Annotated in this window: 21 protein-coding genes; 7 read left to right on the forward strand and 14 right to left on the reverse strand. The window is 71.1% G+C overall.

Annotation, left to right across the window (positions count from 1 at the left end):
• Positions 1-61: 61 nt before the first annotated feature.
• From ACFVVU_RS11320 to ACFVVU_RS11340, 5 genes are all read right to left on the reverse strand, one after another.
• Entirely contained in the window at positions 62-598 is a 537-nt protein-coding gene (locus ACFVVU_RS11320; RefSeq protein WP_387789401.1) for a hypothetical protein, read from the reverse strand.
• A complete protein-coding gene (locus ACFVVU_RS11325) occupies positions 595-2,295 on the reverse strand; it encodes an alpha/beta hydrolase (RefSeq protein WP_387789403.1) in 1,701 nt (566 codons plus the stop codon). The genes ACFVVU_RS11320 and ACFVVU_RS11325 overlap by 4 nt, the downstream gene beginning before the upstream one ends.
• 3 nt (positions 2,296-2,298) lie before the next feature.
• Positions 2,299-2,736, reverse strand: a complete 438-nt coding sequence (locus ACFVVU_RS11330) for a hypothetical protein (RefSeq protein ID WP_387789404.1) — start codon at positions 2,734-2,736, stop codon at positions 2,299-2,301.
• A gap of 172 nt (positions 2,737-2,908) precedes the next feature.
• The gene (locus tag ACFVVU_RS11335) at positions 2,909-3,664 is read right to left on the reverse strand and encodes an LAETG motif-containing sortase-dependent surface protein (RefSeq protein WP_387789406.1); all 756 of its coding nucleotides are present in this window, start codon (positions 3,662-3,664) and stop codon (positions 2,909-2,911) included.
• A 352-nt stretch (positions 3,665-4,016) separates the two neighbouring features.
• A complete protein-coding gene (locus ACFVVU_RS11340) occupies positions 4,017-5,414 on the reverse strand; it encodes a choice-of-anchor A family protein (protein WP_387789408.1) in 1,398 nt (465 codons plus the stop codon).
• Positions 5,415-5,659: 245 nt separating this feature from the next.
• Between ACFVVU_RS11340 and ACFVVU_RS11345 the strand changes: the two genes are divergently transcribed.
• Positions 5,660-6,649, forward strand: a complete 990-nt coding sequence (locus tag ACFVVU_RS11345; RefSeq protein ID WP_380689426.1) for a heme A synthase — start codon at positions 5,660-5,662, stop codon at positions 6,647-6,649.
• A 78-nt stretch (positions 6,650-6,727) separates the two neighbouring features.
• Here the strand turns inward: ACFVVU_RS11345 and ACFVVU_RS11350 are convergent, their stop codons facing one another.
• Entirely contained in the window at positions 6,728-7,066 is a 339-nt protein-coding gene (locus ACFVVU_RS11350; protein ID WP_355369120.1) for a hypothetical protein, read from the reverse strand.
• A gap of 72 nt (positions 7,067-7,138) precedes the next feature.
• Here ACFVVU_RS11350 and ACFVVU_RS11355 point away from each other — a divergent pair, with 72 nt between their 5' ends.
• Positions 7,139-7,780 carry a DUF2461 domain-containing protein gene (locus ACFVVU_RS11355; protein ID WP_380688741.1) on the forward strand — a complete coding sequence of 214 codons (642 nt, stop codon included), beginning with the start codon at positions 7,139-7,141 and terminating at the stop codon, positions 7,778-7,780.
• 80 nt (positions 7,781-7,860) lie between these two features.
• On the opposite strand, the gene ACFVVU_RS11360 is transcribed toward ACFVVU_RS11355, so the two are convergent.
• Complete coding sequence (locus ACFVVU_RS11360; RefSeq protein WP_380688739.1) at positions 7,861-8,802, reverse strand: heme o synthase; 942 nt, start codon at positions 8,800-8,802, stop codon at positions 7,861-7,863.
• Between the two features lie 499 nt (positions 8,803-9,301).
• Here ACFVVU_RS11360 and tkt point away from each other — a divergent pair, with 499 nt between their 5' ends.
• From tkt to pgl, 5 genes are all read left to right on the forward strand, one after another.
• Positions 9,302-11,404 (forward strand): transketolase, encoded by a 2,103-nt coding sequence (gene tkt, locus ACFVVU_RS11365; RefSeq protein ID WP_380688737.1) that lies wholly within the window; start codon positions 9,302-9,304, stop codon positions 11,402-11,404.
• Between the two features lie 91 nt (positions 11,405-11,495).
• Entirely contained in the window at positions 11,496-12,635 is a 1,140-nt protein-coding gene (gene tal, locus ACFVVU_RS11370) for a transaldolase (protein ID WP_380688775.1), read from the forward strand.
• Positions 12,636-12,702: 67 nt separating this feature from the next.
• On the forward strand, positions 12,703-14,250 hold the full coding sequence (zwf, locus tag ACFVVU_RS11375) for a glucose-6-phosphate dehydrogenase (protein ID WP_380688777.1): 1,548 nt from the start codon (positions 12,703-12,705) through the stop codon (positions 14,248-14,250).
• On the forward strand, positions 14,247-15,356 hold the full coding sequence (opcA, locus tag ACFVVU_RS11380) for a glucose-6-phosphate dehydrogenase assembly protein OpcA (protein ID WP_380688773.1): 1,110 nt from the start codon (positions 14,247-14,249) through the stop codon (positions 15,354-15,356). Before zwf ends, opcA begins: the two co-directional genes overlap by 4 nt.
• Positions 15,353-16,141 carry a 6-phosphogluconolactonase gene (gene pgl / locus ACFVVU_RS11385; RefSeq protein WP_380688771.1) on the forward strand — a complete coding sequence of 263 codons (789 nt, stop codon included), beginning with the start codon at positions 15,353-15,355 and terminating at the stop codon, positions 16,139-16,141. Before opcA ends, pgl begins: the two co-directional genes overlap by 4 nt.
• 65 nt (positions 16,142-16,206) lie before the next feature.
• Here the strand turns inward: pgl and ACFVVU_RS11390 are convergent, their stop codons facing one another.
• The 7 genes from ACFVVU_RS11390 to yvcK all read right to left on the reverse strand — a co-directional run bounded on the left by ACFVVU_RS11390 (position 16,207) and on the right by yvcK (position 22,526).
• Positions 16,207-16,494 (reverse strand): RNA polymerase-binding protein RbpA, encoded by a 288-nt coding sequence (locus ACFVVU_RS11390; RefSeq protein ID WP_243436955.1) that lies wholly within the window; start codon positions 16,492-16,494, stop codon positions 16,207-16,209.
• A 205-nt stretch (positions 16,495-16,699) separates the two neighbouring features.
• On the reverse strand, positions 16,700-16,936 hold the full coding sequence (gene secG / locus ACFVVU_RS11395; protein ID WP_380685364.1) for a preprotein translocase subunit SecG: 237 nt from the start codon (positions 16,934-16,936) through the stop codon (positions 16,700-16,702).
• Between the two features lie 87 nt (positions 16,937-17,023).
• Complete coding sequence (gene tpiA / locus ACFVVU_RS11400) at positions 17,024-17,809, reverse strand: triose-phosphate isomerase (protein ID WP_387789411.1); 786 nt, start codon at positions 17,807-17,809, stop codon at positions 17,024-17,026.
• A 7-nt stretch (positions 17,810-17,816) separates the two neighbouring features.
• Positions 17,817-19,019 (reverse strand): phosphoglycerate kinase, encoded by a 1,203-nt coding sequence (locus ACFVVU_RS11405; protein WP_380685360.1) that lies wholly within the window; start codon positions 19,017-19,019, stop codon positions 17,817-17,819.
• A 151-nt stretch (positions 19,020-19,170) separates the two neighbouring features.
• Positions 19,171-20,175: a type I glyceraldehyde-3-phosphate dehydrogenase gene (gene gap, locus ACFVVU_RS11410; protein ID WP_355369138.1), complete on the reverse strand. Its 1,005-nt coding sequence runs from the start codon at positions 20,173-20,175 to the stop codon at positions 19,171-19,173.
• Between the two features lie 306 nt (positions 20,176-20,481).
• Positions 20,482-21,462, reverse strand: coding sequence for a DNA-binding protein WhiA (whiA, locus tag ACFVVU_RS11415; protein WP_209411690.1), 981 nt, complete (start codon positions 21,460-21,462; stop codon positions 20,482-20,484).
• Positions 21,453-22,526, reverse strand: coding sequence for a uridine diphosphate-N-acetylglucosamine-binding protein YvcK (gene yvcK, locus ACFVVU_RS11420; RefSeq protein WP_380685358.1), 1,074 nt, complete (start codon positions 22,524-22,526; stop codon positions 21,453-21,455). Before yvcK ends, whiA begins: the two co-directional genes overlap by 10 nt.
• Positions 22,527-22,533 lie beyond the last annotated feature (7 nt).

Consider the following 22,533-nt stretch of genomic DNA (forward strand, 5'->3'; position numbering starts at 1 on the left):
TCACACGTCCGCCCCTCGCTCGGCCGAGCGAGGGGCGGACGCTTCGAGTCGCTGTCCGACGTCAGGGGGACGGCGTCCCGTTCGGCCAGACACAGGGCGTACTGACGCCCAGTGAGAGATTGTGGCTGCCGTCCGACACCCCGTTGAGAACCGCCACGAACTTGTCCTTGGGGTTCCGCAGCTTCACCCAGTCAAGAGTGGCCTCGGGGGCCACCTCGAATCCCTTGCCCATCAGAAGAGTTCGGAACGCGGCAGCAGCCTCCGCCTTGGTCTGCGGTGGCACGTCCCCGAAACCGTAGTCGCGTGAGGTCTGCTTCCTGCCGTGCGGACCTATGTCATTGGAGTCGCAGAAGGAATCGACGAAGTCACCCGACTGGCTCGCGAGGGGCTGGAGCGGCAGCTTCGCCAGGATCTCTGCCACGTAGCTGTCAACCTGGGCTTTGGCCTGGTCCAGCGTGATCGTGGCCTTCCTCCGCTCCGAAACGGTCTCCACTCCGCAGGAGCTCAGAGCCAGCATCGAGGTTGCCAGTGCGGCGGCGAGGGCCACCCGCCCGGACCGCCCGAAGGTCTCGATGGCACGCCTGGCGATTCCCATCATTTCCTTCCCGCAATGATCTCTCCCATGACCTGCAGGGACTTCGAATGAGGGTTCCAGTAGTCGGAGTGCCCCGTTCCGGGGTCGGTCGGGATCACCCGTGCGCCAAAGTCCGGAATCATGGGATCCCGCCCGTGGATCAAGTGGTGGTTGGGATCCTGGACGACGCCGTACCAGGAGCCGAGGTTGTTGACACCGTTGCTCACCAACTTGTCGGCACTCAGAGCGGGTGCCATGTCGATCTTGTCGATGTCGCCCTTCGCGACAAAGACGTGGGACGGATCGACGCCGAGGTCACGAGCGTGCTCCACACCGGCGCCAGGACTGGCGACCAGGACGACGTTGTCGACGGGCAGACCCTTGTCACGCAGGGCGTAGCCGACAGTCGTGGTCCCGTAGCTGTGGGCAAGGATCGTGTTGTTGGACGGAGTCCCCTCGTGCGTGGCTCGGAGGCCGGTCTCGAAGCTGTGCAAGCTGTTCGACGCGTTTCTCGCGTACGTGTCCTTCGTCGCGTCCGGAACGATCGACTGTGGTGCGTCGTAGCCGACCCAGGTGATGGACGACGTGGTCCTCGGGTCCCCTGCCTTCTTGTTGGCTTCGGTCGCCGAGGCGACCATCCGGTCCGAGCGGATGATGTCCCCCTCGATGCCCCCGAGCCGCGCCCCGGTACCGGGGACGTACGTCGAGACGTTGTCAGCGGTGTCCGGGTTGTTGACGGCGACGATGGCGTGGCCGTTGCCCCTGGTGTCGAAGCCCAGCAGGTAGCTTGGCGGATTCCGCTCGTCGGCCTTGGTCGTCAGCCGCTTGTCGATGGCGTTCGCACCGTTGAGCTGCTCCTGCAGGAGGGCCTTCCTCCTCTCCCACTCGTCGTGGGCGGGGTTCGACACAGCGCCGCTCGCGCCCGCGATCTTCGCGGGCGGCTCGGGACCCAGGTGGTCGAGCTGGGACTGGAGGTCCTGCTTGGCCTGCTGCAGGGTGATGCGATTGGCCCGGTCCCGGGCCACGGCCGGGATGCCGTCGAGGTTGCCGATCCGGTCGGGGTGGGCCTCGATGAACTTCTGCTGCTGAGCCTCGGTGAGGCCGTTCCACCACTGCTTGACACTGTTCGGGTCGGTGCCCGCGACGGGTATGTTCTCGCGGGCGGTCTCGGCGGCCTGGTCCTGTGCCACGGTGGCGGCGTTCAGTCCGGTGCCGTTGCTCGCGTTGGACGCCAGGTGATTCAGCCTCGTACTGATCTCCTGGTCGGCATGGGCCGCCTCGTTGAGCGCGGCGGTGATGCGGCCGCTGACGGCGACTGCGGTCGTCTCGGCGCCGGCGCCGGCGAAGTTCGGGGAGGAGGGCTCGTTGTCCCACGTGATCCGCCCGTCCGGGGCGACGTTGAGCTTCGCGTTCTTGGCGTCGTCCAGGGCGCTGATCAAGTGGGACTGGGCGAGCGCGAACTGTTCGGCGGCATTGGCCAGCGCCTTGCTGACGAACGACAGCTCCTGCCGGGCGGCCTGCAGTTCGCCACCCAGATCCGCGACGCGGCCTTGGGCCACGTTGGAGGTGGGACCGGTCCAGTGCGAGGCGCTCAGCCGGTCGGCGACCTCGTGCTTCCAGGCTTCCACGTGCTGCCCGAAAGCCTTGGCCAGAGCATCGAAGGCGTTCTTCGCCGTAGTGATGTTGTTGATGTTGGCGTTGTAGAGGCTCGTGATGTCCACCGGCTACTGGGCCTTCCGCTCTGCGGCGGCACGCGCCGTGGCGGCGGCAGAGGAGTTCCCGCCCGTCAGGACCGTCCCGAACGGATCGGTCTCCGGCACCGGCGCCGGTCCGGTCCGAGCAGGGCCCGCCGCGCCGCGGAGGTGGGCATAGACGCTCTGCTCGCCCTGCCGGTAGTAGGCCGCCGTCTGGACGAGCTTGGAGCCGGTGTCCGCCATGCCGCCGGAGAGCTTGTCCAGCAGCGTCTTCCAGTTCGTGCCGCAGTTCTGTATCGCGGTTGCCGTGAGCCAGCCCTGCAGCGTGGCGGCTGCCTGATTGCTCGGCGCGATGATCTTCGTCGTGTCCCCCGGCACCTGGCTCGCTATGTACTGGGCACTCTGTCCGCAGCTCGCCAACACTGCCGGATTGACCTTGAACTCCGAAGCAAGATCGGGATTCGGCACGGTTCCCCCCTGTGCGTCGTCTCGGGATCGTGATGCCGCACAGTCTGTCGGGTCCGCCCGGCGGCGTGAATGAGTACTCGTACTCAACCTTCGTGGCCCGCCCCACAGCAGACCGCGAGGGCTCGTCGCTCATCCGAGCGAGGAGCCCTCGCGGCTGCCCGTCGTGTGTGCGTCAGCCCTCGGTGTTGCCGCCGCGGCGGCGACGGGCGAGCAGCAGGAGCGCGCCGCCGAGCAGCACCACGCCGCCGCCGACGGCCGCGATGACCGGGGTGGCGTCGCTGCTACCGGTCTGGGCGAGCGCCGGCGCGACCGGGGTGGGCGTCGCGGTCGGGGTCGGCGTCGGGGTGGGCGTGCGGCTCGGGGTGGGCGTCACCGTGGGCGTCGGACTCGGCGTCGCCGTACGGCTGGGGGTCGGCGTGGGGGTCGGGGTCGGCGTCGGCGTGGGAGTCGGCGTCGGCGTGAGGGTGGGAGTGGGAGTCGGCGTGGGGGTCGGGGTCGGCGTCGGCGTGGGAGTCGGCGTCGGCGTCGGCGTCGGGGTGGGCGTCGGGGTCGCGCAGACCGGGATGGTCTTGGTCTCCGTCTTGTTCCAGTCGTTGTTCTTCGGGTCCTCGGTGGTGGTCACCACGAAGGTGGCGTCGACCGGCACGCTGTGCGCGGCCACCGGGAAGGTCTGGTGGAACTCCTTGCCGAACACCTGCTGGTCGAGCAGCTTCACGCCGTCGATGCTCAGGCTGACGACGTTCTTGATGTTGGCGTCGGGGCTGTAGTTGGTCAGGTCGATCACGATCTTGTCGCAGGTCACCTGCCAGGTCGGCACGTGCGCCGAGGCGCTGGTCGCCAGCACCACCGGCAGCAGGACGGCCGCCGCCGCCGTGCCCGCGATCGCCGCCCCGGTTCCGATCCCTGTCTGCCGCCGCTGTCGCGCCATCTCGTTGTCCCCTCCGAACGGTGTTGTGCAGCAGGCGTATTGAGTGGAACAGCGGTGGCCCGCTACGACTGTCCGGGGGACTCTACCGGCACCCCCGCACCCCTCCACACCCCGCTGCGCGGCCGGATTTCCTCTAGGCGTCCGCACCGGCCTGTGCATCGGCAGCCCATCACACCCGCTGCCTCGGACGACGCCCCTTCGCCCAACGTGAAGTGAACTCTGCCAGAGTGGCCGAAAAGCACGACCCCCGGTGATCGTTTGCGATCACCGGGGGTGCCTGATCGGGCAATCCGGATCAGTGGCGGCCAGGCCGGATCGTTCCGGCCGGAGCCGGAACGATCCCGTGGCGGGCTCAGACCTGGGCGGCCGCCTTGCGCCGACGCGCGACCAGGACGAGCGCGCCACCGGCGGCGATCACCACCGCGCCGCCGATCGCCAGCGGCACGACCGGGCCGGAGCCGGTGTGGGCGAGGTCGCCCCCGGCGTTGGCCTGGGCCGACGGGCTCGCGGCCGCGGCCGGCAGGACCGCCGCGCCGGAGGCGGAGGCCGACGGGCTCGCCGAGGCGCTCGCGGACGGCGCGGCCGCACCCGACGCGGACGGGCTGCCCGAGCCGCCCGGCGTCACGGACGGAGCGGGCGTACCGGTGGTGCCGGGGGTGGTCGGCGGGGTGCTCGGCGTACCGGTGGTGCCGGGCGTGGCCGGCGTCGACGGCGTGGTGGTGGCGGACGGCGTACCGGTCGGCACCACCACCGGCGGCGTGGTGGCCGGGGCGGTCGGCGGCGTGGTGGGCGGCACGACGTTCGGCAGGCAGCCGGTGAACGGGTAGTGGTGCGTCTCCGCACCGCCCTTGCCGCTCAGCGACTTGACGATGACCGAGCCGTTCACCGGGGCGGCCGAGCCGAGGTCGAACGCGGCGTTCGGCGCCAGCACGGTGCCGGACCAGGCGGCCGAGCTGCTCTTGACCACCTTGGTGGCGGTCGGGAAGTTCCAGAGCAGCTTGGAGCGGATGGCACCGCCGTGCGCGCTCTGCACCTTGTCGTCCAGGACGTAGGCCTTCTTGCCCTCGTCCCACAGGTGGAAGCCGGTGGTCTTCGCGGCCGCCTGGTCGTACGAGGCACCGGTCACGGTGACCACGGTGACCGCGCCGGCCGGCACCTTCACGAAGATGTCGGTGGCGCCCTGCAGGGTGGCCGCGGGGACCGTGAAGCTGTTGAACTTGGCGTCGCCGCTGGTGAGGTAGAGCTCCTTGCCCTTGGCCTCGACGGTGGCACCGGCGGTCTGCGGCAGCCCCGCCAGCGTGGTGGCGACGGCGCGCGCCCGGGCGAACTCGGCGCCGAAGTCGATCGGCGAGGCGCCCTGCCCGGTGTTGCCCTGATGGGCCTGGATCACGGCGCCGGCTGCGGCCGAGCCGTAGATGCCGTTACCCTTCATGACCTGGGTGTTGCCACCGGTCAGCTTGCCGGCGACGACCAGGGCGTTGCCGCCCGGCAGCGCCTTGACCTGGTCGGCGGTCAGCTCCTGCCCGACCGAGAAGCCACCGGTGAAGTCGGCGTTGCCGCCGACCGCCACCGCACCCTCGGCGTCCGGCGTGTGGGTGTCGTCGGTCTCGACGAACTCGCCGTAGAGGTTGGCGACCCCGAGGGTCAGGCACTGGTTCGGGTCGGCGGCCTGAGCGGCCGGGGCTACCAGCCCGGCCAGGACGAGAGATCCACCGAGCGCGAGCGCTGCGGCGGGTACGGATATGCGCATGTGCAGGTTCTCCGCTTACGTGCGGGGGTGGGAGGGGTCCACCTGAAAAAGGTATGGACCAAGCCGCACTCTTTCGGCCAAATGGGTGATTGGTCAAGACCAATGACCGGCTTGCCCGAAGAGTCCTTTTTGCCACCCCTTTACGATTGGCGGGTTTGCCGCTATGTCGACACGGGAAGACTCCGCCGTTCGGCCGCCGCGGCCCCGGCCGCCCCGCCCCAAGATCGGCCGTAAGGCCGCATACCATGGACGCCGTGCCTAAGACCACCCCCTTCTCCCTGCTCGCCGAGCGCTGGCAGCCCTCCGCCGCCATGGTCAAGCGCGCCGCGTTCGCCGCGCTGGTGATGAGCGTGGTGATCGTCGTGACCGGCGGCGCCGTCCGGCTCACCGCCTCCGGCCTCGGCTGCACCACCTGGCCCCGCTGCACCGACGAGAGCCTGACCCCGACCGCCGAGATGGGCTTCCACGGCGTCATCGAGTTCACCAACCGGATGCTCACCTACGTCCTGAGCGCCGCCATCGGCTGGGCGATCCTCGCCGCGCGCTGCCACCGCCCCTGGCGGCACAGCCTGACCAAGCTCGGCTGGGCGCAGTTCTGGCTGGTGATGAGCAACGCCGTGCTCGGCGGCATCACCGTGCTGACCGGCCTCAACCCCTACACCGTGGCGCTGCACCTGATCGCCGCGATGGGCCTGGTCTGGGTCGCGACGCTGATGTGGGAGCGCAGCAAGGAGGGGGACGGTCCGGCCCGCCCGCTGGTGGCCGAGCCGATCAGGCGGCTCAGCTACGTCCTGGTCGGTGTGATCGGCCTGCTGGTGGCCGCCGGCACCCTGGTGACCGGCGCGGGCCACCACCCCGGCACGCCCCAGGACAACAAGATGGTCCCGCGCATCCCGGTGGACTACGACCGCCTCGCGCAGGCCCACGCCGACCTGGCCTTCCTCTCGATCGGCCTGTCGATCGCGGTGATCTTCGTGTTCGCGGCGGTCAAGGCCCCGCCGGCCGCCAAGGCCCGGGCCCGCGAGCTGCTGATCGGCCTGCTGCTCCAGGCCGTGATCGGCTTCGTCCAGTACTTCACGGACGTCCCCGAGATCCTGGTCGGCCTCCACATGCTGGGCGCCGCCGTCCTGTGGATCGCCGCCCTGCGCATCCCCCTCGCCCTGCGCGCCCGCGACGACGCCCCCGTCGCGGCCGGCGCCCCGGCCTCCCGCGCCGCCGAGCCCGTGGCCGCCTGACGGTCCCCGGACGCGAACGAAGGGCCCCGGTCGACGAGACCGGGGCCCTTCGGCGTACGTGCGCCCTGCCGGAAGGGGTCAGCCGCCGAGCTGGAGGCCGGCCATCCGCTTCCACTCGTAGGCACCGGTCCGCACCTTCAGGGCCAGCTCGCCCTCGAAGGAGTCGTGCAGGGTGACGCCGGCCAGTTCGGCGGCGCGGCGGCCCACCGCGTAGCTGGGCGCGACCTGGTCGCCCCACGCGCCGTCGGCGCCGACCACCACGATCCGGGTGGCGACCGCGCCGACGTACTCGACGACGCCGTCCGCGCTGCCGCCGTGCTGCGCGGCGAAGGCGGTCAGGTTCTTGGCGATGCGCTTGGCGCGGCGCTCGGCGCGGGCGTCCGGCGCGGCGGGGGTGGCGGTCTCTGCGCTGCTCATGCCCGCATGCTACCGAGCGGTAGCGACGCTGGCGACGGGAGCGCCGTGTGCACCGGGCCACATACTGGAGGGGTGACCTTCGACGGCTGGCCGGCCGAGGCGCTCGACTTCTACGAGCACCTTGAGGCCGACAACTCCAAGACCTTCTGGCAGTCCCACAAGGGCCAGTACGAGCACGCCGTACGGGAGCCCATGGAGCGGCTGCTGGCCGAGCTGGAACCCGAGTTCGGGCCGGGCAAGATCTTCCGCCCCAACCGCGACGTCCGGTTCAGCGCCGACAAGTCCCCGTACAAGACCCACATCGGCGCCCATCTGCGGGCCGGCGGTTACGTCCAGCTCTCCGCCGACGGCCTGGCCTGCGGCAACGGGCTGTACCAGCTCGCCGCCGACCAGCTGGACCGCTACCGGGCCGCGGTCGCCGAGGACGTCTCGGGCGCGGAGCTGGAGCGGGTGGTCGAGCGGGTCCGCGCGGCGGGCCCCGAGGTGGTCGGCCGGGACTCCCTGAAGTCCGCCCCGCGCGGCTACCCCAAGGACCACCCGCGGATCGCGCTGCTGCGCCACAAGGGGCTGATCGCCTGGCAGGAGTGGGCCCCGGAGGCCTGGCTGGGCACCCGGGACGCGTACCGGCGGATCACCGGCTTCCTGCACGCCTCGCAGCCGCTCAAGGACTGGCTGGACGGCCACGTCGGCCCCTCCGGGCTCCCCTCCCGGTAGCGGAACGGCAGAGCGCGGAAGCACGGAGAAAGAAGAAGGCCCCGGTCGGATCGACCGGGGCCTTCTCGGCAGTCAGCGCATCACTTCACGAACGGATCCACCGCGATCACCACGAACAGCAGCGTCAGGTAGGTGATCGACCAGTGGAACAGCCGCATCTCCTTGAGCTTGGCGCCCACCACACCGGCCTTGGCCCGCCCGTACAGCGCGTGCGCCTCCTTGAGCCAGGCCGCGCCGAGCAGCACCGCCGCCACCGGGTAGAGCCAGCTGGTGTCGGCCAGCGGCCACAGCAGCAGGGAGACCGCCACCATCACCCAGGAGTAGGCGACGATCTGCTTGGCAACCGCCAGGTTGCCCTTGATCACCGGCAGCATCGGCACCCCGGCCCGGGCGTAGTCCTCGCGGACCTTCATCGACAGCGGCCAGTAGTGCGGCGGCGTCCAGAAGAAGATCACCAGGAAGAGCACCAGCGCCGACCAGGAGACCGAGTTGGTGACGGCCGCCCAGCCGACGAAGACCGGCATGCAGCCGGCGATGCCGCCCCAGACGATGTTCTGCGCGGTGCGCCGCTTGAGCCCCAGCGTGTAGACGAACACGTAGAAGAGCAGTGCGCCCAGCGCCAGCGCCGAGGACAGCCAGTTGACCAGGACACCCAGCCAGACCGTCGACAGGACGCCGAGCGCGATGCCGAACACCAGCGCCTCGCGCGGCGAGACCATGCCGGTGACGATCGGCCGGCGCTCGGTGCGGGACATCACCGCGTCGATGTCGCGGTCGATGTACATGTTGAGGGCGTTGGCGCCGCCCGCCGAGAGGTATCCGCCGAGGACCACCTTCAGCACCAGCAGCAGGTCCGGCACACCGCGCTCCGCCAGGAACATCACCGGAACCGTGGTGATCAGCAGCAGCTCGATGATCCGCGGCTTGGTCAGTGCGACGAAGGCGCCGACACGGGCCCCGAACGGCCGGTGCGCAGGCCTCGCCCCGGTGACCCCGGCGGGACGGGATTCGACGGCGGTCACTAACACCCCAACTGAAGATGAATCCTCACAGGCGGCCACCGGAACGTTGTCTCCCGAATCGTCCGCTCTGCGCGTACCACGCCACCTTAGACGCTCCATATCTCCCCACCGGCCCCGGGGTGCCCCGGCGAGGCGGAACGCACACCCCCGGGTGAACCCCCACCGCCCCGACCTGGAACGTTGCTGCGGCGGCCCCCGCGGGGGCCCTCGTCCCCCGTCCCGCACCCCGGAGAGGCGAACCGGACGGATCCGGGCGAGGGTGGACAAAGGGGCGGGCCGTGCCGGCGCACGGTCGTCCACGGACAGTCCGGGGAATGACGGCCAACATGCCTGAGTTGTCCCACCACGGAGGGTGAGCCCCGGCCCGGACGGTAGGCTCGCCCACAGAAGCGGGATCTACCCTCCGTGACCGGCACCACCCAGCGTCCGGCCCCAGCGACGTGGCCGACCCGGTCCCTCACGGGGTCACTCTTCACAATGGAAGGAGCCCTGAGACAGGGTGAGCACGACGCCGAATGCATTCGAGTGGTCGGACCTCGACGAGCGGACCGTCGACACGGCCCGTGTCCTGGCGATGGACGCGGTTCAGAAGGTCGGCAACGGACACCCCGGGACGGCCATGTCGCTGGCCCCCGCCGCCTACCTGATCTTCCAGCGCTTCCTGCGCCACGACCCCACCGACCCGTCCTGGGTCGGCCGTGACCGGTTCGTCCTCTCCCCCGGTCACACCAGCCTGACGCTCTACACCCAGCTCTACTTCTCCGGCTACGGCCTGGAGCTCGACGACCTCAAGGCCTTCCGGGTGGCCGGCAGCCGCACCCCGGGCCACCCCGAGCACGGCCACACCGCCGGCGTCGAGACCACCACCGGCCCGCTCGGCCAGGGCATCGGCAACGCCGTCGGCATGGCCATGGCCGCCCGCTTCGAGCGCGGCCTGTTCGACCCGGACGCCCCGGCCGGCGAGTCGCCGTTCGACCACACCATCTGGGCCATCGTCTCCGACGGCGACCTGGAGGAGGGCATCTCCGCCGAGGCCTCCTCGCTGGCCGGCCACCAGAAGCTCGGCAACCTGGTCGCCCTGTACGACGACAACCACATCTCGATCGAGGGCGACACCGAGACCGCCTTCTCCGAGGACGTCCTCAAGCGCTACGAGGCGTACGGCTGGCACGTCCAGCGCGTCACCCCGAAGGCCAACGGCGACATCGACGTCGCCGCGCTGGCCGAGGCGCTGGCCGCCGCGAAGGCCGAGACCTCCCGCCCGTCGATGATCGCGATGCGCACGATCATCGCCTGGCCGGCCCCGGACGCCCAGAACACCGCCAAGGCCCACGGCTCCGCGCTCGGCGCCGCCGAGATCGCCGCCACCAAGAAGGTCCTGGGCTTCGACCCGGAGAAGACCTTCGAGGTCAGCGACCAGGTCATCGAGCACGCCCGGCTGGTCGTCCAGCGCGGCAAGGCCACCCGTGCCGAGTGGCAGCAGACCTTCGACGCCTGGCGCGCCGCCAACCCGCAGCGCGCCGCCGAGTTCGACCGGATCGAGGCCGGCGAGCTGCCCGACGGCTGGAAGAAGGCCGTTCCGGTCTTCGAGGCCGGCAAGGCCGTCGCCACCCGCAAGGCCAGCGGCGAGACCCTCAAGGCCCTCGGCGCGGTGATCCCGGAGCTTTGGGGCGGCTCGGCCGACCTCGCCGAGTCCAACCTCACCACCATCGACGAGGACAGCTCCTTCCTCCCCGACGGCAACCCGCTGAAGTCGGCCGGCCCCTACGGCCGCACCATCCACTTCGGCATCCGCGAGCACGCCATGGGCTCCACCATGAACGGCATCGCGCTGCACGGGAAGACCCGCGTCTACGGCGGCACCTTCCTGGTCTTCGCCGACTACATGCGCCCGGCCGTCCGCCTGGCCGCCCTGATGAAGCTGCCGGTCACCTACGTGTGGACGCACGACTCCATCGGCCTCGGCGAGGACGGCCCGACCCACCAGCCGGTCGAGCACCTGGCCTCGCTGCGCGCCATCCCGGGCCTGACCGTGGTCCGCCCGGCCGACGCCAACGAGACCGCCGTCGCCTGGCGCACCGTCATCGAGCGCCAGACCACCAACCCCGGCCCGGTCGGCCTGGCGCTCACCCGCCAGAACGTCCCGACCTTCGACCGCACCTCCTCGTCCTACGGCAACGCCGAGGACACCGCGAAGGGCGGCTACATCCTGGCCGAGGCCTCCACCGGCACCCCGCAGGTGATCCTGCTCGGCACCGGCTCCGAGGTGCAGCTGGCCGTCAAGGCCCGCGAGGTCCTGGAGGCGGAGGGCATCGCCACCCGCGTCGTGTCGCTGCCGTCCTTCGAGTGGTTCCAGGAGCAGGACCAGGCCTACCGCGACAGCGTGCTGCCGCCGTCGGTCAAGGCCCGCGTCTCGGTCGAGGCCGGCATCGCCCAGGGCTGGCGCGAGCTGGTCGGCGACCACGGCCGGATCGTCTCGCTGGAGCACTTCGGCGCCTCCGCCGACTACCAGGTGCTCTTCGAGGAGTTCGGCATCACCGCCGAGCGCGTGGTCGCCGAGGCCCACAACGCGCTGCGCTCGCTCGAAGCCGTCAACCGCTAGCGGCACCGGGCCGGGGCGCCGACCGCACATCGGCGCACCGGCCCGCCCCCACACCACCCCACAGCAGAAGAAGTAAAGGGACGGAAGCACCATGACTGACGCACTGAAGCGCCTCAGCGACGAAGGCGTGGCGATCTGGCTGGACGACCTCAGCCGCAAGCGGCTGAACACCGGCAACCTCGCCGAGCTGGTGCAGCACAAGCACGTGGTGGGCGTGACCACCAACCCGACCATCTTCCAGAAGGCCATCGGCGGCGGCGACAGCTCCTACGACGGCCAGCTGCGCGACCTCGCCGTCCGCAAGGTCACCACCGACGAGGCCGTCCGCATGATCACCACCTCGGACGTGCGCGACGCCGCCGACGTGCTGCGCCCGGTCTACGACGCCTCCAACGGCCGCGACGGCCGGGTCTCCATCGAGGTCGACCCGCGGCTGGCCCACGAGACCGCCGCCACCGTGGCCGAGGCCAAGCAGCTGTGGTGGCTGGTCGACCGCCCGAACGTCTTCATCAAGATCCCCGCCACCAAGGCCGGCCTGCCCGCGATCGGCGAGGTCATCGGCAAGGGCATCAGCGTCAACGTCACGCTGATCTTCTCGCTGGACCGCTACAAGGCCGTCATCGACGCCTACCTGACCGGCCTGGAGGCCGCCAAGGCCAAGGGCCTGGACCTCTCCCAGATCGAGTCGGTCGCCTCCTTCTTCGTCTCCCGCGTCGACACCGAGATCGACAAGCGCCTGGACAAGATCGGCGGCGAGGCCAAGGACCTCCGCTCCAAGGCCGCCCTGGCCAACGCCCGCCTCGCCTACCAGGCGTACGAGGAGGTCTTCGGCACCGTCGACGGCAAGACCGCCGGCAGCGCCCGCTGGAAGGCCCTGGAGGCCGCCGGCGCCAAGCCGCAGCGCCCGCTCTGGGCCTCCACCGGCGTCAAGGACCCGGCCCTGCCGGACACCCTGTACGTCACCGAGCTGGTCGCCCCCGGCACCGTCAACACCATGCCCGAGGCCACCCTGGACGCCACCGACGACCACGGTGTGGTCACCGGCGGCACCATCGTGCCCAACTACGCCGACGCCAAGGCCGTGATGGACGCCATCGCCGCCGCGGGCGTGGACTACGACGACGTGGTCCAGGTGCTGGAGGACGAGGGCGTGGAGAAGTTCGAGCAGTCCTGGAAGGAACTGCTCGACACCGTCACCGCCTCGCTGGCCTCGTTCGCCGACGAGAAGTGACCCCCTGCTCACAGCGCACGAAAGCGGAGCCCATCAAGTGAGCACTGATTTCCCCGAGTTGACACCGCTGTCGGACGCGGACGATCTCCCGCCGGCACCCGTCAACCCGCTTCGCGACCCCTCCGACCGGCGGCTCCCGCGCATCGCGGGGCCGTCCGGCCTGGTCATCTTCGGGGTCACCGGTGACCTGTCCCGCAAGAAGCTCATGCCGGCCATCTACGACCTGGCCAACCGCGGCCTGCTGCCGCCGGGCTTCTCCCTCGTGGGCTTCGCCCGCCGCGAGTGGGACGACGAGGACTTCGCCCAGGAGGTGCACGACGCCGTCAAGGAGCACGCCCGCACCCCCTTCCGCGAGGAGGTCTGGCAGCAGCTCGCCAAGGGCATGCGCTTCGTCCACGGCACCTTCGACGACGACACCGCCTTCGACAAGCTCCGCGAGACCATCGAGGAGCTGGACAAGGCCCAGGGCACCAGCGGCAACTTCGCCTTCTACCTGTCCGTCCCGCCGAAGTTCTTCCCGACCGTCGTCCAGCAGCTCAAGAAGCACGGCCTGGCCGACCCGCCGAAGGGCTCCTGGCGGCGCGCCGTCATCGAGAAGCCGTTCGGCCACGACCTGGAGTCCGCCCAGGAGCTGAACCGGATCGTCCACGAGGTCTTCCCCCGGGACGAGGTCTTCCGGATCGACCACTACCTGGGCAAGGAGACCGTCCAGAACATCCTGGCGCTCCGCTTCGCCAACCAGATGTTCGAGCCGATCTGGAACCGGTCCTACGTCGACCACGTGCAGATCACCATGGCCGAGGACATCGGCATCGGCGGCCGGGCCGGCTACTACGACGGCATCGGCTCGGCCCGGGACGTCATCCAGAACCACCTGCTGCAGCTGATGGCGCTCACCGCCATCGAGGAGCCGGCGTCCTTCCACCCGAAGGCGCTGGTGGCCGAGAAGCTGAAGGTGCTGAGCGCGGTCAAGCTCCCGGCCGACCTCGGCCGGCACACCGTGCGCGGCCAGTACACGGCCGGCTGGCAGGGCGGCGAGGAGGTCGGCGGCTACCTCGACGAGGACGGCATCGACCCCGAGTCCAAGACCGACACCTACGCGGCCATCAAGCTGGAGATCAACAACCGCCGCTGGGCGGGGGTGCCGTTCTACCTGCGCACCGGCAAGCGGCTGGGCCGCCGGGTCACCGAGATCGCGGTGGTCTTCCAGCGCGCCCCGTACCTGCCGTTCGACTCCTACGCCACCGAGGAGCTGGGGCAGAACGCCCTGGTCATCCGGGTGCAGCCGGACGAGGGCGTCACCGTGCGGTTCGGTTCCAAGGTGCCGGGCACCTCCTTCGAGGTCCGGGACGTCACGATGGACTTCGCCTACGGCGAGTCCTTCACCGAGTCCTCCCCGGAGGCGTACGAGCGGCTCATCCTCGACGTGCTGCTCGGTGACGCCAACCTCTTCCCGCGTCACCAGGAGGTCGAGCTCTCCTGGCAGATCCTCGACCCGATCGAGAAGTACTGGGACACCCACGGCAGGCCCGCCGAGTACGCGGCCGGCACCTGGGGCCCGGCCGAGGCGGACGAGATGCTCGCACGAGACGGCAGGAGCTGGCGCCGGCCATGAAGATCGACCTGATGAACACCACGTCCGGCAAGATCAACGCAGCGCTCATGGAGGCGCGCCGGGCCAGCGGCTCCACCGCCGCCGGCATGGTGCTCACCCTGGTGATCGTGACCGACGAGGGCAGCGCCTACGACGCCCTCAAGGCGGCCAACGACGCCTCCCGCGAGCACCCCTCGCGCACCCTGGCGGTCATCAAGCGCGCCGGGCGCTCGCCCCGGGCCCGCGCCGAGACCCGGCTGGACGCCGAGGTCCTGGTCGGCTCCGACGCCGGCTCCGGGGAGACGGTCGTCCTGCGCATGCACGGCGAACTCGCCGCGCACGCCCAGTCGGTCGTCCTGCCGCTGCTGCTGCCGGACGCCCCGGTGGTGGTCTGGTGGCCGGAGAACGCGCCGCGGCACCCGGCGCAGGACCCGCTGGGCGCGCTCGCCCAGCGCCGGATCACCGACGCGGTCACCGCCGAGTCCCCGGTCGGCCAGCTCGCCCAGCGGGCCGAGAGCTACACCCCGGGCGACACCGACCTGGCCTGGACCCGGATCACCGGCTGGCGCTCCATGCTGGCCGCCGCGCTGGACCAGCGGCCGTCGACGGTCACCGCCGCGGTGGTCGAGGGCGAGTCGTACAACCCCAGCGTCGAACTGCTCGGCCTGTGGCTGCACACCCGGCTGCACGTGCCGGTCGAGCGGGTCGTCACCAACGGCCCGGGCATCACCGCGGTGCACCTGCGCACCAAGGACGGGGACATCACCCTGGACCGCCCGGACGGCCTGATGGGCACGCTCTCCATGCCCGGCTCGCCGGACCGCCAGGTGGCGCTCAAGCGGCGCGAGACCTCGGAGCTGATCGCCGAGGAGCTGCGCCGGCTCGACCCGGACGACATCTACGCGGCCGCCGTGCGCACGCCGGTGGACCGGCTCAAGGAGCCGGACAACGCCGAGCAGGCGGTGGCGAGCCTGGTGGCCGCCGAGGCCGCCGAGGAGGCCGCCACCCACCAGGCCGCCACGGAGGGCGGGCAGGTCGCCAACCCGACCCGGGTGACCGCGGAGGCGGCCCCCGCCACCGCGAAGAAGGCCGCCGGCAAGCGCACCACCAAGAAGGCGGACGCATGACGGCGGCCACCCCGCAGCTGGTCGTCCACCGGGACAAGGAGCTGATGGCCCAGGCGGCCGCGGCCCGGCTGATCACCCGGATCGTGGACGCCCAGGCCGCCCGCGGCACCGCCTCGGTGGTGCTCACCGGCGGACGCAACGGCAACGCCCTGCTGGCCGCGATCGCCGCCTCCCCGGCACGCGACGCGGTCGACTGGGCGCGGCTGGACCTGTGGTGGGGCGACGAGCGGTTCCTGCCGTCCGCCGACCCGGAGCGCAACGCCGTGCAGGCCCGCGCCGAGCTGCTGGACGCCGTCCCGCTCGACCCGGCGCGGGTGCACGAGATGCCCGCCGCGGACGGCGCCGACGGCTCGGACGTCGACGCCGCGGCGGCCCGCTACGCCCAGGAGCTGGCCGCGGCGGCCGGCCCGGGCGACCGGGGCGGCGTCCCGGCCTTCGACGTGCTGCTGCTCGGCGTCGGCCCGGACACCCATGTCGCCTCGCTCTTCCCGGAGCACCCGGGCGTGCGGGAGACCGAGTTGACGGTGATCGGCGTGCGCGGTGCGCCGAAGCCGCCGCCGACCCGGATCTCGCTCACCCTCCCGGCCATCCGCGCCGCCCGCGAGGTCTGGCTGCTGGCGGCCGGCGAGGACAAGGCCGGTGCGGTGGCGGTGGCCCTGTCCGGCCCCGGCGAGCTCCAGGCGCCCGCCTCCGGGGCGCACGGCACCGGTCGCACCCTGTGGCTGCTGGACCGGGCCGCGGCCTCCCAGCTGCCGCCCCAGCTGTACCCCCCGGCCTCGGCCTGAGGGCTCCGGTGAACGTCGAAGGGCGTCACCCCCGCGGGGGTGGCGCCCTTCGTCCTTCGCTGTGCTCAGATCTCGCCGCGGAGCTTGGCCAGCGCCTCGGCGAGGATCGCCTCGCCGTCGGCGTCGGTGCGCCGCTCGCGGACGTAGGCGAGGTGCGTCTTGTACGGCTCGTTGCGGGACGGCGCGGGCGGGTTGTGCTCGTCCTGGCCGGCCGGAAAGCCGCAGCGCGGACAGTCCCAGGTCTCCGGGATCACCGCTTCGGCCGCGAAGCTCGGGCGGGTCTCGTGCTTGTTCGCGCACCAGAAGGAGATCCGGTTGCGGGGGGCGGATTCGCCGCGCTCCGCCTCGCCCATCGGGCCGGCTCCGACCCTGCTGCCACGGATGGCGTTGCCACTTGCCACGGTCTGACTCCCTGCGTGCTGGTGCGCCGACGCGCGTGACGCGCGTCGGGGGCGAAAGTCGTCCTAGTGTAAGCAGGAGTTAAGCATGCGCCACCCACCGGCTCCGCCCCGGACCTTTCCAGGATAGGCCGCGGGGCGACGGGGCGTCAGAGATATGTCAGCCCTTGTACTTCAGGACCAGACCGAGCACCACGAGGGTGGCGAACCAGGCCAGGCCGACGATGATCGTGATGCGGTCCAGGTTGCGCTCGGCCACCGCCGAGCCGCCGCCGGTGGACATCGCGCCGCCACCGAACATGTCCGACAGACCGCCGCCCTTCCCCTTGTGCAGCAGCACCAGCAGGATCATCAGCAGGCTGAAGACGATCAGGGCAATCGAGAACCCGATAACCACGACGGGACCAACTCTCTCGTATCTTCGGCGAAGGGGCCGGACCACGACGGGTGGTCCGGCCCCAAAGCCTACGTTGCTGCGGCGGCGTTAGCCTACTGCCTGCTCACGGTACCGCACGATCTTGACGAACTCCTCGGCGTCCAGCGACGCTCCGCCGATCAGGCCGCCGTCGATGTCCGGCTTGGCCATCAGGCCGGCCGCGCTCGACGACTTCACCGAACCGCCGTAGAGCACCCGGACCTTGCCGGCCAGCTCGGCGTCGTACAGCTCGGCGAGCCGCGCGCGGATGGCGGCGCAGACCTCCTGGGCGTCCTCGGGGGTCGCCACCTCGCCGGTGCCGATCGCCCAGACCGGCTCGTAGGCGACCACGACGGACTCGGCCTGCGCGGCCGGGACGTCCTGCAGGGCGCCGTCGAGCTGGGCCAGGGTGTGCTCGACGTGGGTGCCGGCCTTGCGGACCTCCAGCGGCTCGCCGACGCACAGGATCGGGGTGATCCCGCTGCGGTAGGCGGCCTTGACCTTGGCGTTGACGATCTCCTCGTTCTCGCCGTGGTACTGGCGGCGCTCCGAGTGGCCGATCACCGCGTAGGTGCACTTCAGCTTGGCCAGCATCGGGCCGGAGACCTCGCCGGTGTAGGCACCGCCGTCGTGCTGCGAGACGTCCTGCGAGCCGTACTTGATCTTCAGCTTGTCGCCGTCGACCAGGGTCTGCACCGAACGGAGGTCGGTGAACGGCACGAGCACGGCCACCTCGACCGCCTCGTAGTCCTTGTCGGCCAGCGCGAAGGCCAGCTTCTGGGTGTGCTGGATGGCCTCGAGGTGGTTGAGGTTCATCTTCCAGTTGCCCGCCATCAGCGGGAGACGCTCAGTCATGCGAGATTCAGCCTTCCAGGGCGGTGAGACCGGGGAGCTGCTTGCCCTCCAGGTACTCCAGGCTCGCGCCACCGCCGGTCGAGATGTGCCCGAACTTCGTCTCGTCGAAGCCCAGGATGCGGACGGCCGCGGCGGAGTCCCCGCCACCGACCACGGAGAACGCGTCACTGTCGAGCAGGCCCTGCGCGACGGCCGCGGTACCGGCGGCGAAGTCCGGGTGCTCGAAGACGCCCATCGGGCCGTTCCAGAACACCGTCTTCGCGTCGGCCAGCTTCTCCGCGAACAGCTCGCGGCTCTCCGGGCCGATGTCCAGGCCCAGCTGGTCGGCCGGGATCGCGTCCACGGCGACGACCGAGTGGGGGGCCGGGGCCTTGGTCTTGAGGTCCGGGAACCCGGTGGAGACCACGACGTCGGTCGGCAGGACGAACTCGACTCCCCGCTCCTTCGCCTCCGCCAGGTACCCCTGGACGGTCGGGATCTGGTCCTCCTGCAGCAGCGAGACGCCGACCTCGTGGCCCTGGGCCTTGAGGAAGGTGAACACCATGCCGCCGCCGATCAGGATCCGGTCGGCCTTCTTCAGCAGGTTCTCGATCACGCCGACCTTGTCGGAGACCTTGGAGCCGCCGAGCACCACCACGTACGGGCTCTCGACATCCTCGGTGAGGCGCTTGAGCACGCCCACCTCGGTGGCGATCAGGTCGCCGACCGCGTGCGGCAGCAGCGCCGGCAGGTCGAACACCGAGGCGTGCTTGCGGTGCACCGCGCCGAAGCCGTCGCCCACGTAGAGGTCGGCCAGGGTGGCCAGCTGCTCGGCGAAAGCCCCGCGCTCGGCGTCGTCCTTGCTGGTCTCACCGGCGTTGAAGCGCAGGTTCTCCAGCAGCGTGACCTCGCCGTCGGCCAGGGCGGCGACGGTGGCCTTCGCGCTCTCGCCCACGGTGTCGGCCGCGAAGGCGACCGGCCTGCCGAGGATCTCGCCGAGGCGGACGGCCACCGGCGCGAGGGAGAACTGCGGGTCCGGCGCGCCCTTGGGACGGCCGAGGTGGGAGGCGACGACGACCTTCGCGCCGCGCTCGACGAGCTTGGCGATGGTCGGGGCGACGGCACGGATCCGGCCGTCGTCGGTGATCGTGCCGTCGGAAAGCGGGACGTTGAGGTCCGCGCGGACGAACACGCGCCTACCGGCGACGTCCAGATCTTCGATGGTCTTCACGGTCTTCGGTCTCCTGGCGAGATGGTGGAGCAGGGGACGACACAACGTTGTGCCGTCCATGGGGAGTTGAGGGTGCGCAGACGGAGGGCCCGGTCGGCTTCGCACATGCCTTCCGGGCCCTCCCCCCTACTTCACGTCAGCTCCCGCTACGTCAGAGCCCGGCACCGACGAGGGTGGTCAGGTTGACGAGGCGGTTCGAGTAGCCCCACTCGTTGTCGTACCAGCCGAAGATCTTGACCTGGTTGCCCTGGGCCATCGTCAGCAGCGAGTCGAAGATCGTGGAGAACGGCGAGTTCACGATGTCGGAGGAGACGATCGGGTCCTCGGTGTACTGCAGGATGCCCTTGAGGGTGGTCTCCGAGGCCTTCTTGAAGGCCTCGTTGACCTCGGCGACGGTGACGTCGCGCTCCAGGGTGACGACCAGGTCGGTGATCGAACCGGTCGGGACCGGAACGCGCAGCGAGGTGCCGTCCAGCTTGCCCTTGAGCTCCGGCAGGACCAGCGCGGTCGCCTTGGCGGCACCGGTCGAGGTCGGGATGATGTTCAGGGCGGCGGCGCGGGCGCGACGCAGGTCCTTGTGCGGGAAGTCCAGGGTGACCTGGTCGTTGGTGTACGCGTGGACCGTGGTCATCAGGCCCTTGACGATGCCGAAGCTCTCGTTCAGCACCTTGGCCAGCGGCGCCACACAGTTGGTGGTGCAGGAGGCGTTGGAGATGACCGTGTGCTTGTCACCGTCGTACTTGTCGTCGTTCACGCCCATGACGATGGTGATGTCCTCGTCGGTGGCGGGCGCGGAGATGATGACCTTCTTGGCGCCGGCCGCGACGTGCTTCTTCGCCGCCTCGGCCTTGGTGAAGATGCCGGTCGACTCGATGACGACGTCCGCACCCAGCTCGCCCCAGGGGAGGTTGGCCGGGTCGCGCTCGGCGACGACCTTGAAGGTCTTGCCGTCGACGGTGATGCTGTCCGCGGTGTGCGACACCTCGCCCGGGAAGGTGCCCAGGATCGAGTCGTACTTGAGCAGGTGCGCCAGGGTCTTGGTGTCGGTCAGGTCATTGACACCGACGATCTCGATGTCCGCGCCCTGGGCCTGAACCGCACGGAAGAAGTTGCGGCCGATGCGGCCGAATCCGTTGATGCCTACCCGGATCGTCACGAACCGATCTCCTCGTTAGGTACGCCGGACGCTATGCCGACGGGGTGGAATTTTGGGATGTCCCCGACCGCCTATGACCCTACCCCTCCGAGGCCGGGTAGAGCACATCAGGCGCCCGCGCAACCCCTGGCGTGGCGCGTGTTCACAACAATCCGGGTCGTCCGGCCTTGCCCTCCCGGGCAGTTGGTCCCGACCCCCTCCGGGACCCTCGGCACGGGCCCCGTCCCACCCTCCGGACACGGCTCCGCCGGTGCCCGCGGAAGCGGACACCGGCGGAGGGTTCGGCACCGGACTTGACGGTCGGCGTCAGTTGAGGGCCATCTCGTCGGTGAGGTTGGCCTCGGTGCTCGGCAGGCCGAGCTCGGAGGCGCGCTTGTCGGCCATCGCCAGCAGTCGGCGGATCCGGCCGGCCACCGCGTCCTTGGTCAGCGGCGGGTCGGCGAGCGCGCCCAGCTCCTCCAGCGAGGCCTGCTTGTGCTGCATCCGCAGCTGGCCGGCGGCGGCCAGGTGCTCGGGCACCTCGTCGCCGAGGATCTCCAGCGCGCGCTGCACCCGGGCGCCGGCCGCCACCGCGGCCCGGGCCGAGCGGCGCAGGTTGGCGTCGTCGAAGTTGGCCAGCCGGTTGGCGGTGGCCCGCACCTCGCGCCGCATCCGGCGCTCCTCCCAGGCCAGCACCGACTCGTGCGCGCCGAGCCGGGTGAGCAGCGCGCCGATCGCGTCGCCGTCGCGGATCACCACCCGGTCGACCCCGCGCACCTCGCGGGCCTTGGCCGGGATGCCGAGCCGACGGGCGGCGCCGACCAGCGCGAGGGCGGCCTCCGAACCGGGGCAGGTGATCTCCAACGAGGACGAGCGGCCGGGCTCGGTGAGCGAGCCGTGCGCCAGGAAGGCCCCGCGCCAGGCCGCCTCGGCGTCGCAGGTGGCGCCGGAGACCACGGCCGGGGGCAGACCGCGGATCGGGCGGCCGCGGCCGTCCACGAGGCCGGTCTGGCGGGCGAGCAGTTCGCCGTCCTTGACCACCCGGACCACGTACCGGCTGCCGCGCCGCAGACCGCCGGGGGCCATCACGACCAGGTCCGAGGAGTGTCCGAAGATCTCCAGCAGGTCCTTGCGCAGACGCCGGGCGGCGGCTCCGGTGTCGAGCTCCGCCTCGATCACGATCCGGCCGCTCACGATGTGCAGCCCGCCCGCGAACCGCAGGATCGCCGACACCTCCGCCTTGCGGCAGCAGGCCCGGGTGACCGGGAGCCGGCTGATTTCGTCCTTCACCGCTGGAGTCATCGCCATGGCCCGATCCTTCCATGTGTCCGGAAAATCCGGTCGTACGCGGCTGCCAAGAGCTCCGGGTCGTGTCGCGGCGTGCCGTCGGTACGGGCGACCCGGCCGAGCACCAGGGCTGCTCCCATCCGCTCGGCGGCCTTTTCCAGTCCGGCCAGGTCCGCCTGGCCGAAGGCGCCGCCGGTGACGGCGCGCTCATCCACCAGGATCGCATCCACCGCAAGGGACGGAGCGTGGTCGGCGATGACCTCCAGGTGACGCTGCGGGGTGAAGCCCTCCGTCTCGCCGGGCTGGGGGGCCAGGTTCAGGGTGAGCAGGCGGCGGGCGCGGGTCTCCACGAGCGCCTTGGCCAGCTCGGGCACCAGCAGGTGCGGCAGCACGCTGGTGAACCAGGAGCCGGGGCCGAGCACCACCCAGTCCGCCTCGCGGACGGCGGTGACCGCCTCCGGCACGGCGGGCGGCTCGTCCGGCAGGAGCCGGACGGACTGCACGGTTCCGGGGGTGACCGCGACATTGGCCTGGCCGCGGACGGCGGCCAGCTCGGCCGGGAAGGCCGGGTCGTGGCCGCGGACCACCGCCTCGATGTCCAGCGGCACCGCCGACATCGGCAGCACCCGGCCCTGCACGTTGAGCAGCCGGCCGACCCAGTCCAGGGCGGCGACCGGGTCGCCGAGCTTCTCCCAGAGCGCCACGATCAGCAGGTTGCCGACGGCGTGGCCGCCCAGCTCGCCAGTACCGGTGAAGCGCTGCTGGATCACCTCGGACCAGGTGCGGCCCCAGTCGTCGTCGCCGCAGAGCGCGGCGAGCGCCTTGCGCAGGTCGCCGGGGGGCAGCACCCCGAGTTCCTCGCGCAGCCGGCCGCTGGAGCCGCCGTCGTCGGCGACGGTGACCACGGCGGTGAGGTCGGTGGTGAGCCGGCGCAGCGCGGACAGCGAGGCGGACAGGCCCTGGCCGCCGCCGAGCGCGGTGATCCGCGGGGCCTGGTTGGTCCTGGCCGCCTGGCTGGTCCGCGGCGCCGGATGTGGACGGGACGGGCCGGTGCGGGCCGACCCGGAGCGGGGCCGGCCGGTCACGATGGAC

Origin of the sequence: Kitasatospora sp. NPDC057965 (assembly GCF_042887135.1) — a bacterium.
Classification (GTDB): Bacteria; Actinomycetota; Actinomycetes; order Streptomycetales; family Streptomycetaceae; genus Kitasatospora.

Coding starts and splice junctions, on each gene's coding strand:
- ACFVVU_RS11320 (WP_387789401.1), bottom strand. CDS start 598: ATGATGGGAATCGCCAGGCGTGCCATCGAGACCTTCGGGCGGTCCGGG.
- ACFVVU_RS11335 (WP_387789406.1), bottom strand. CDS start 3,664: ATGGCGCGACAGCGGCGGCAGACAGGGATCGGAACCGGGGCGGCGATC.
- ACFVVU_RS11340 (WP_387789408.1), bottom strand. CDS start 5,414: ATGCGCATATCCGTACCCGCCGCAGCGCTCGCGCTCGGTGGATCTCTC.
- ACFVVU_RS11345 (WP_380689426.1), top strand. CDS start 5,660: ATGGACGCCGTGCCTAAGACCACCCCCTTCTCCCTGCTCGCCGAGCGC.
- ACFVVU_RS11350 (WP_355369120.1), bottom strand. CDS start 7,066: ATGAGCAGCGCAGAGACCGCCACCCCCGCCGCGCCGGACGCCCGCGCC.
- tal (WP_380688775.1), top strand. CDS start 11,496: ATGACTGACGCACTGAAGCGCCTCAGCGACGAAGGCGTGGCGATCTGG.
- opcA (WP_380688773.1), top strand. CDS start 14,247: ATGAAGATCGACCTGATGAACACCACGTCCGGCAAGATCAACGCAGCG.
- pgl (WP_380688771.1), top strand. CDS start 15,353: ATGACGGCGGCCACCCCGCAGCTGGTCGTCCACCGGGACAAGGAGCTG.
- ACFVVU_RS11390 (WP_243436955.1), bottom strand. CDS start 16,494: ATGGGCGAGGCGGAGCGCGGCGAATCCGCCCCCCGCAACCGGATCTCC.
- tpiA (WP_387789411.1), bottom strand. CDS start 17,809: ATGACTGAGCGTCTCCCGCTGATGGCGGGCAACTGGAAGATGAACCTC.
- whiA (WP_209411690.1), bottom strand. CDS start 21,462: ATGGCGATGACTCCAGCGGTGAAGGACGAAATCAGCCGGCTCCCGGTC.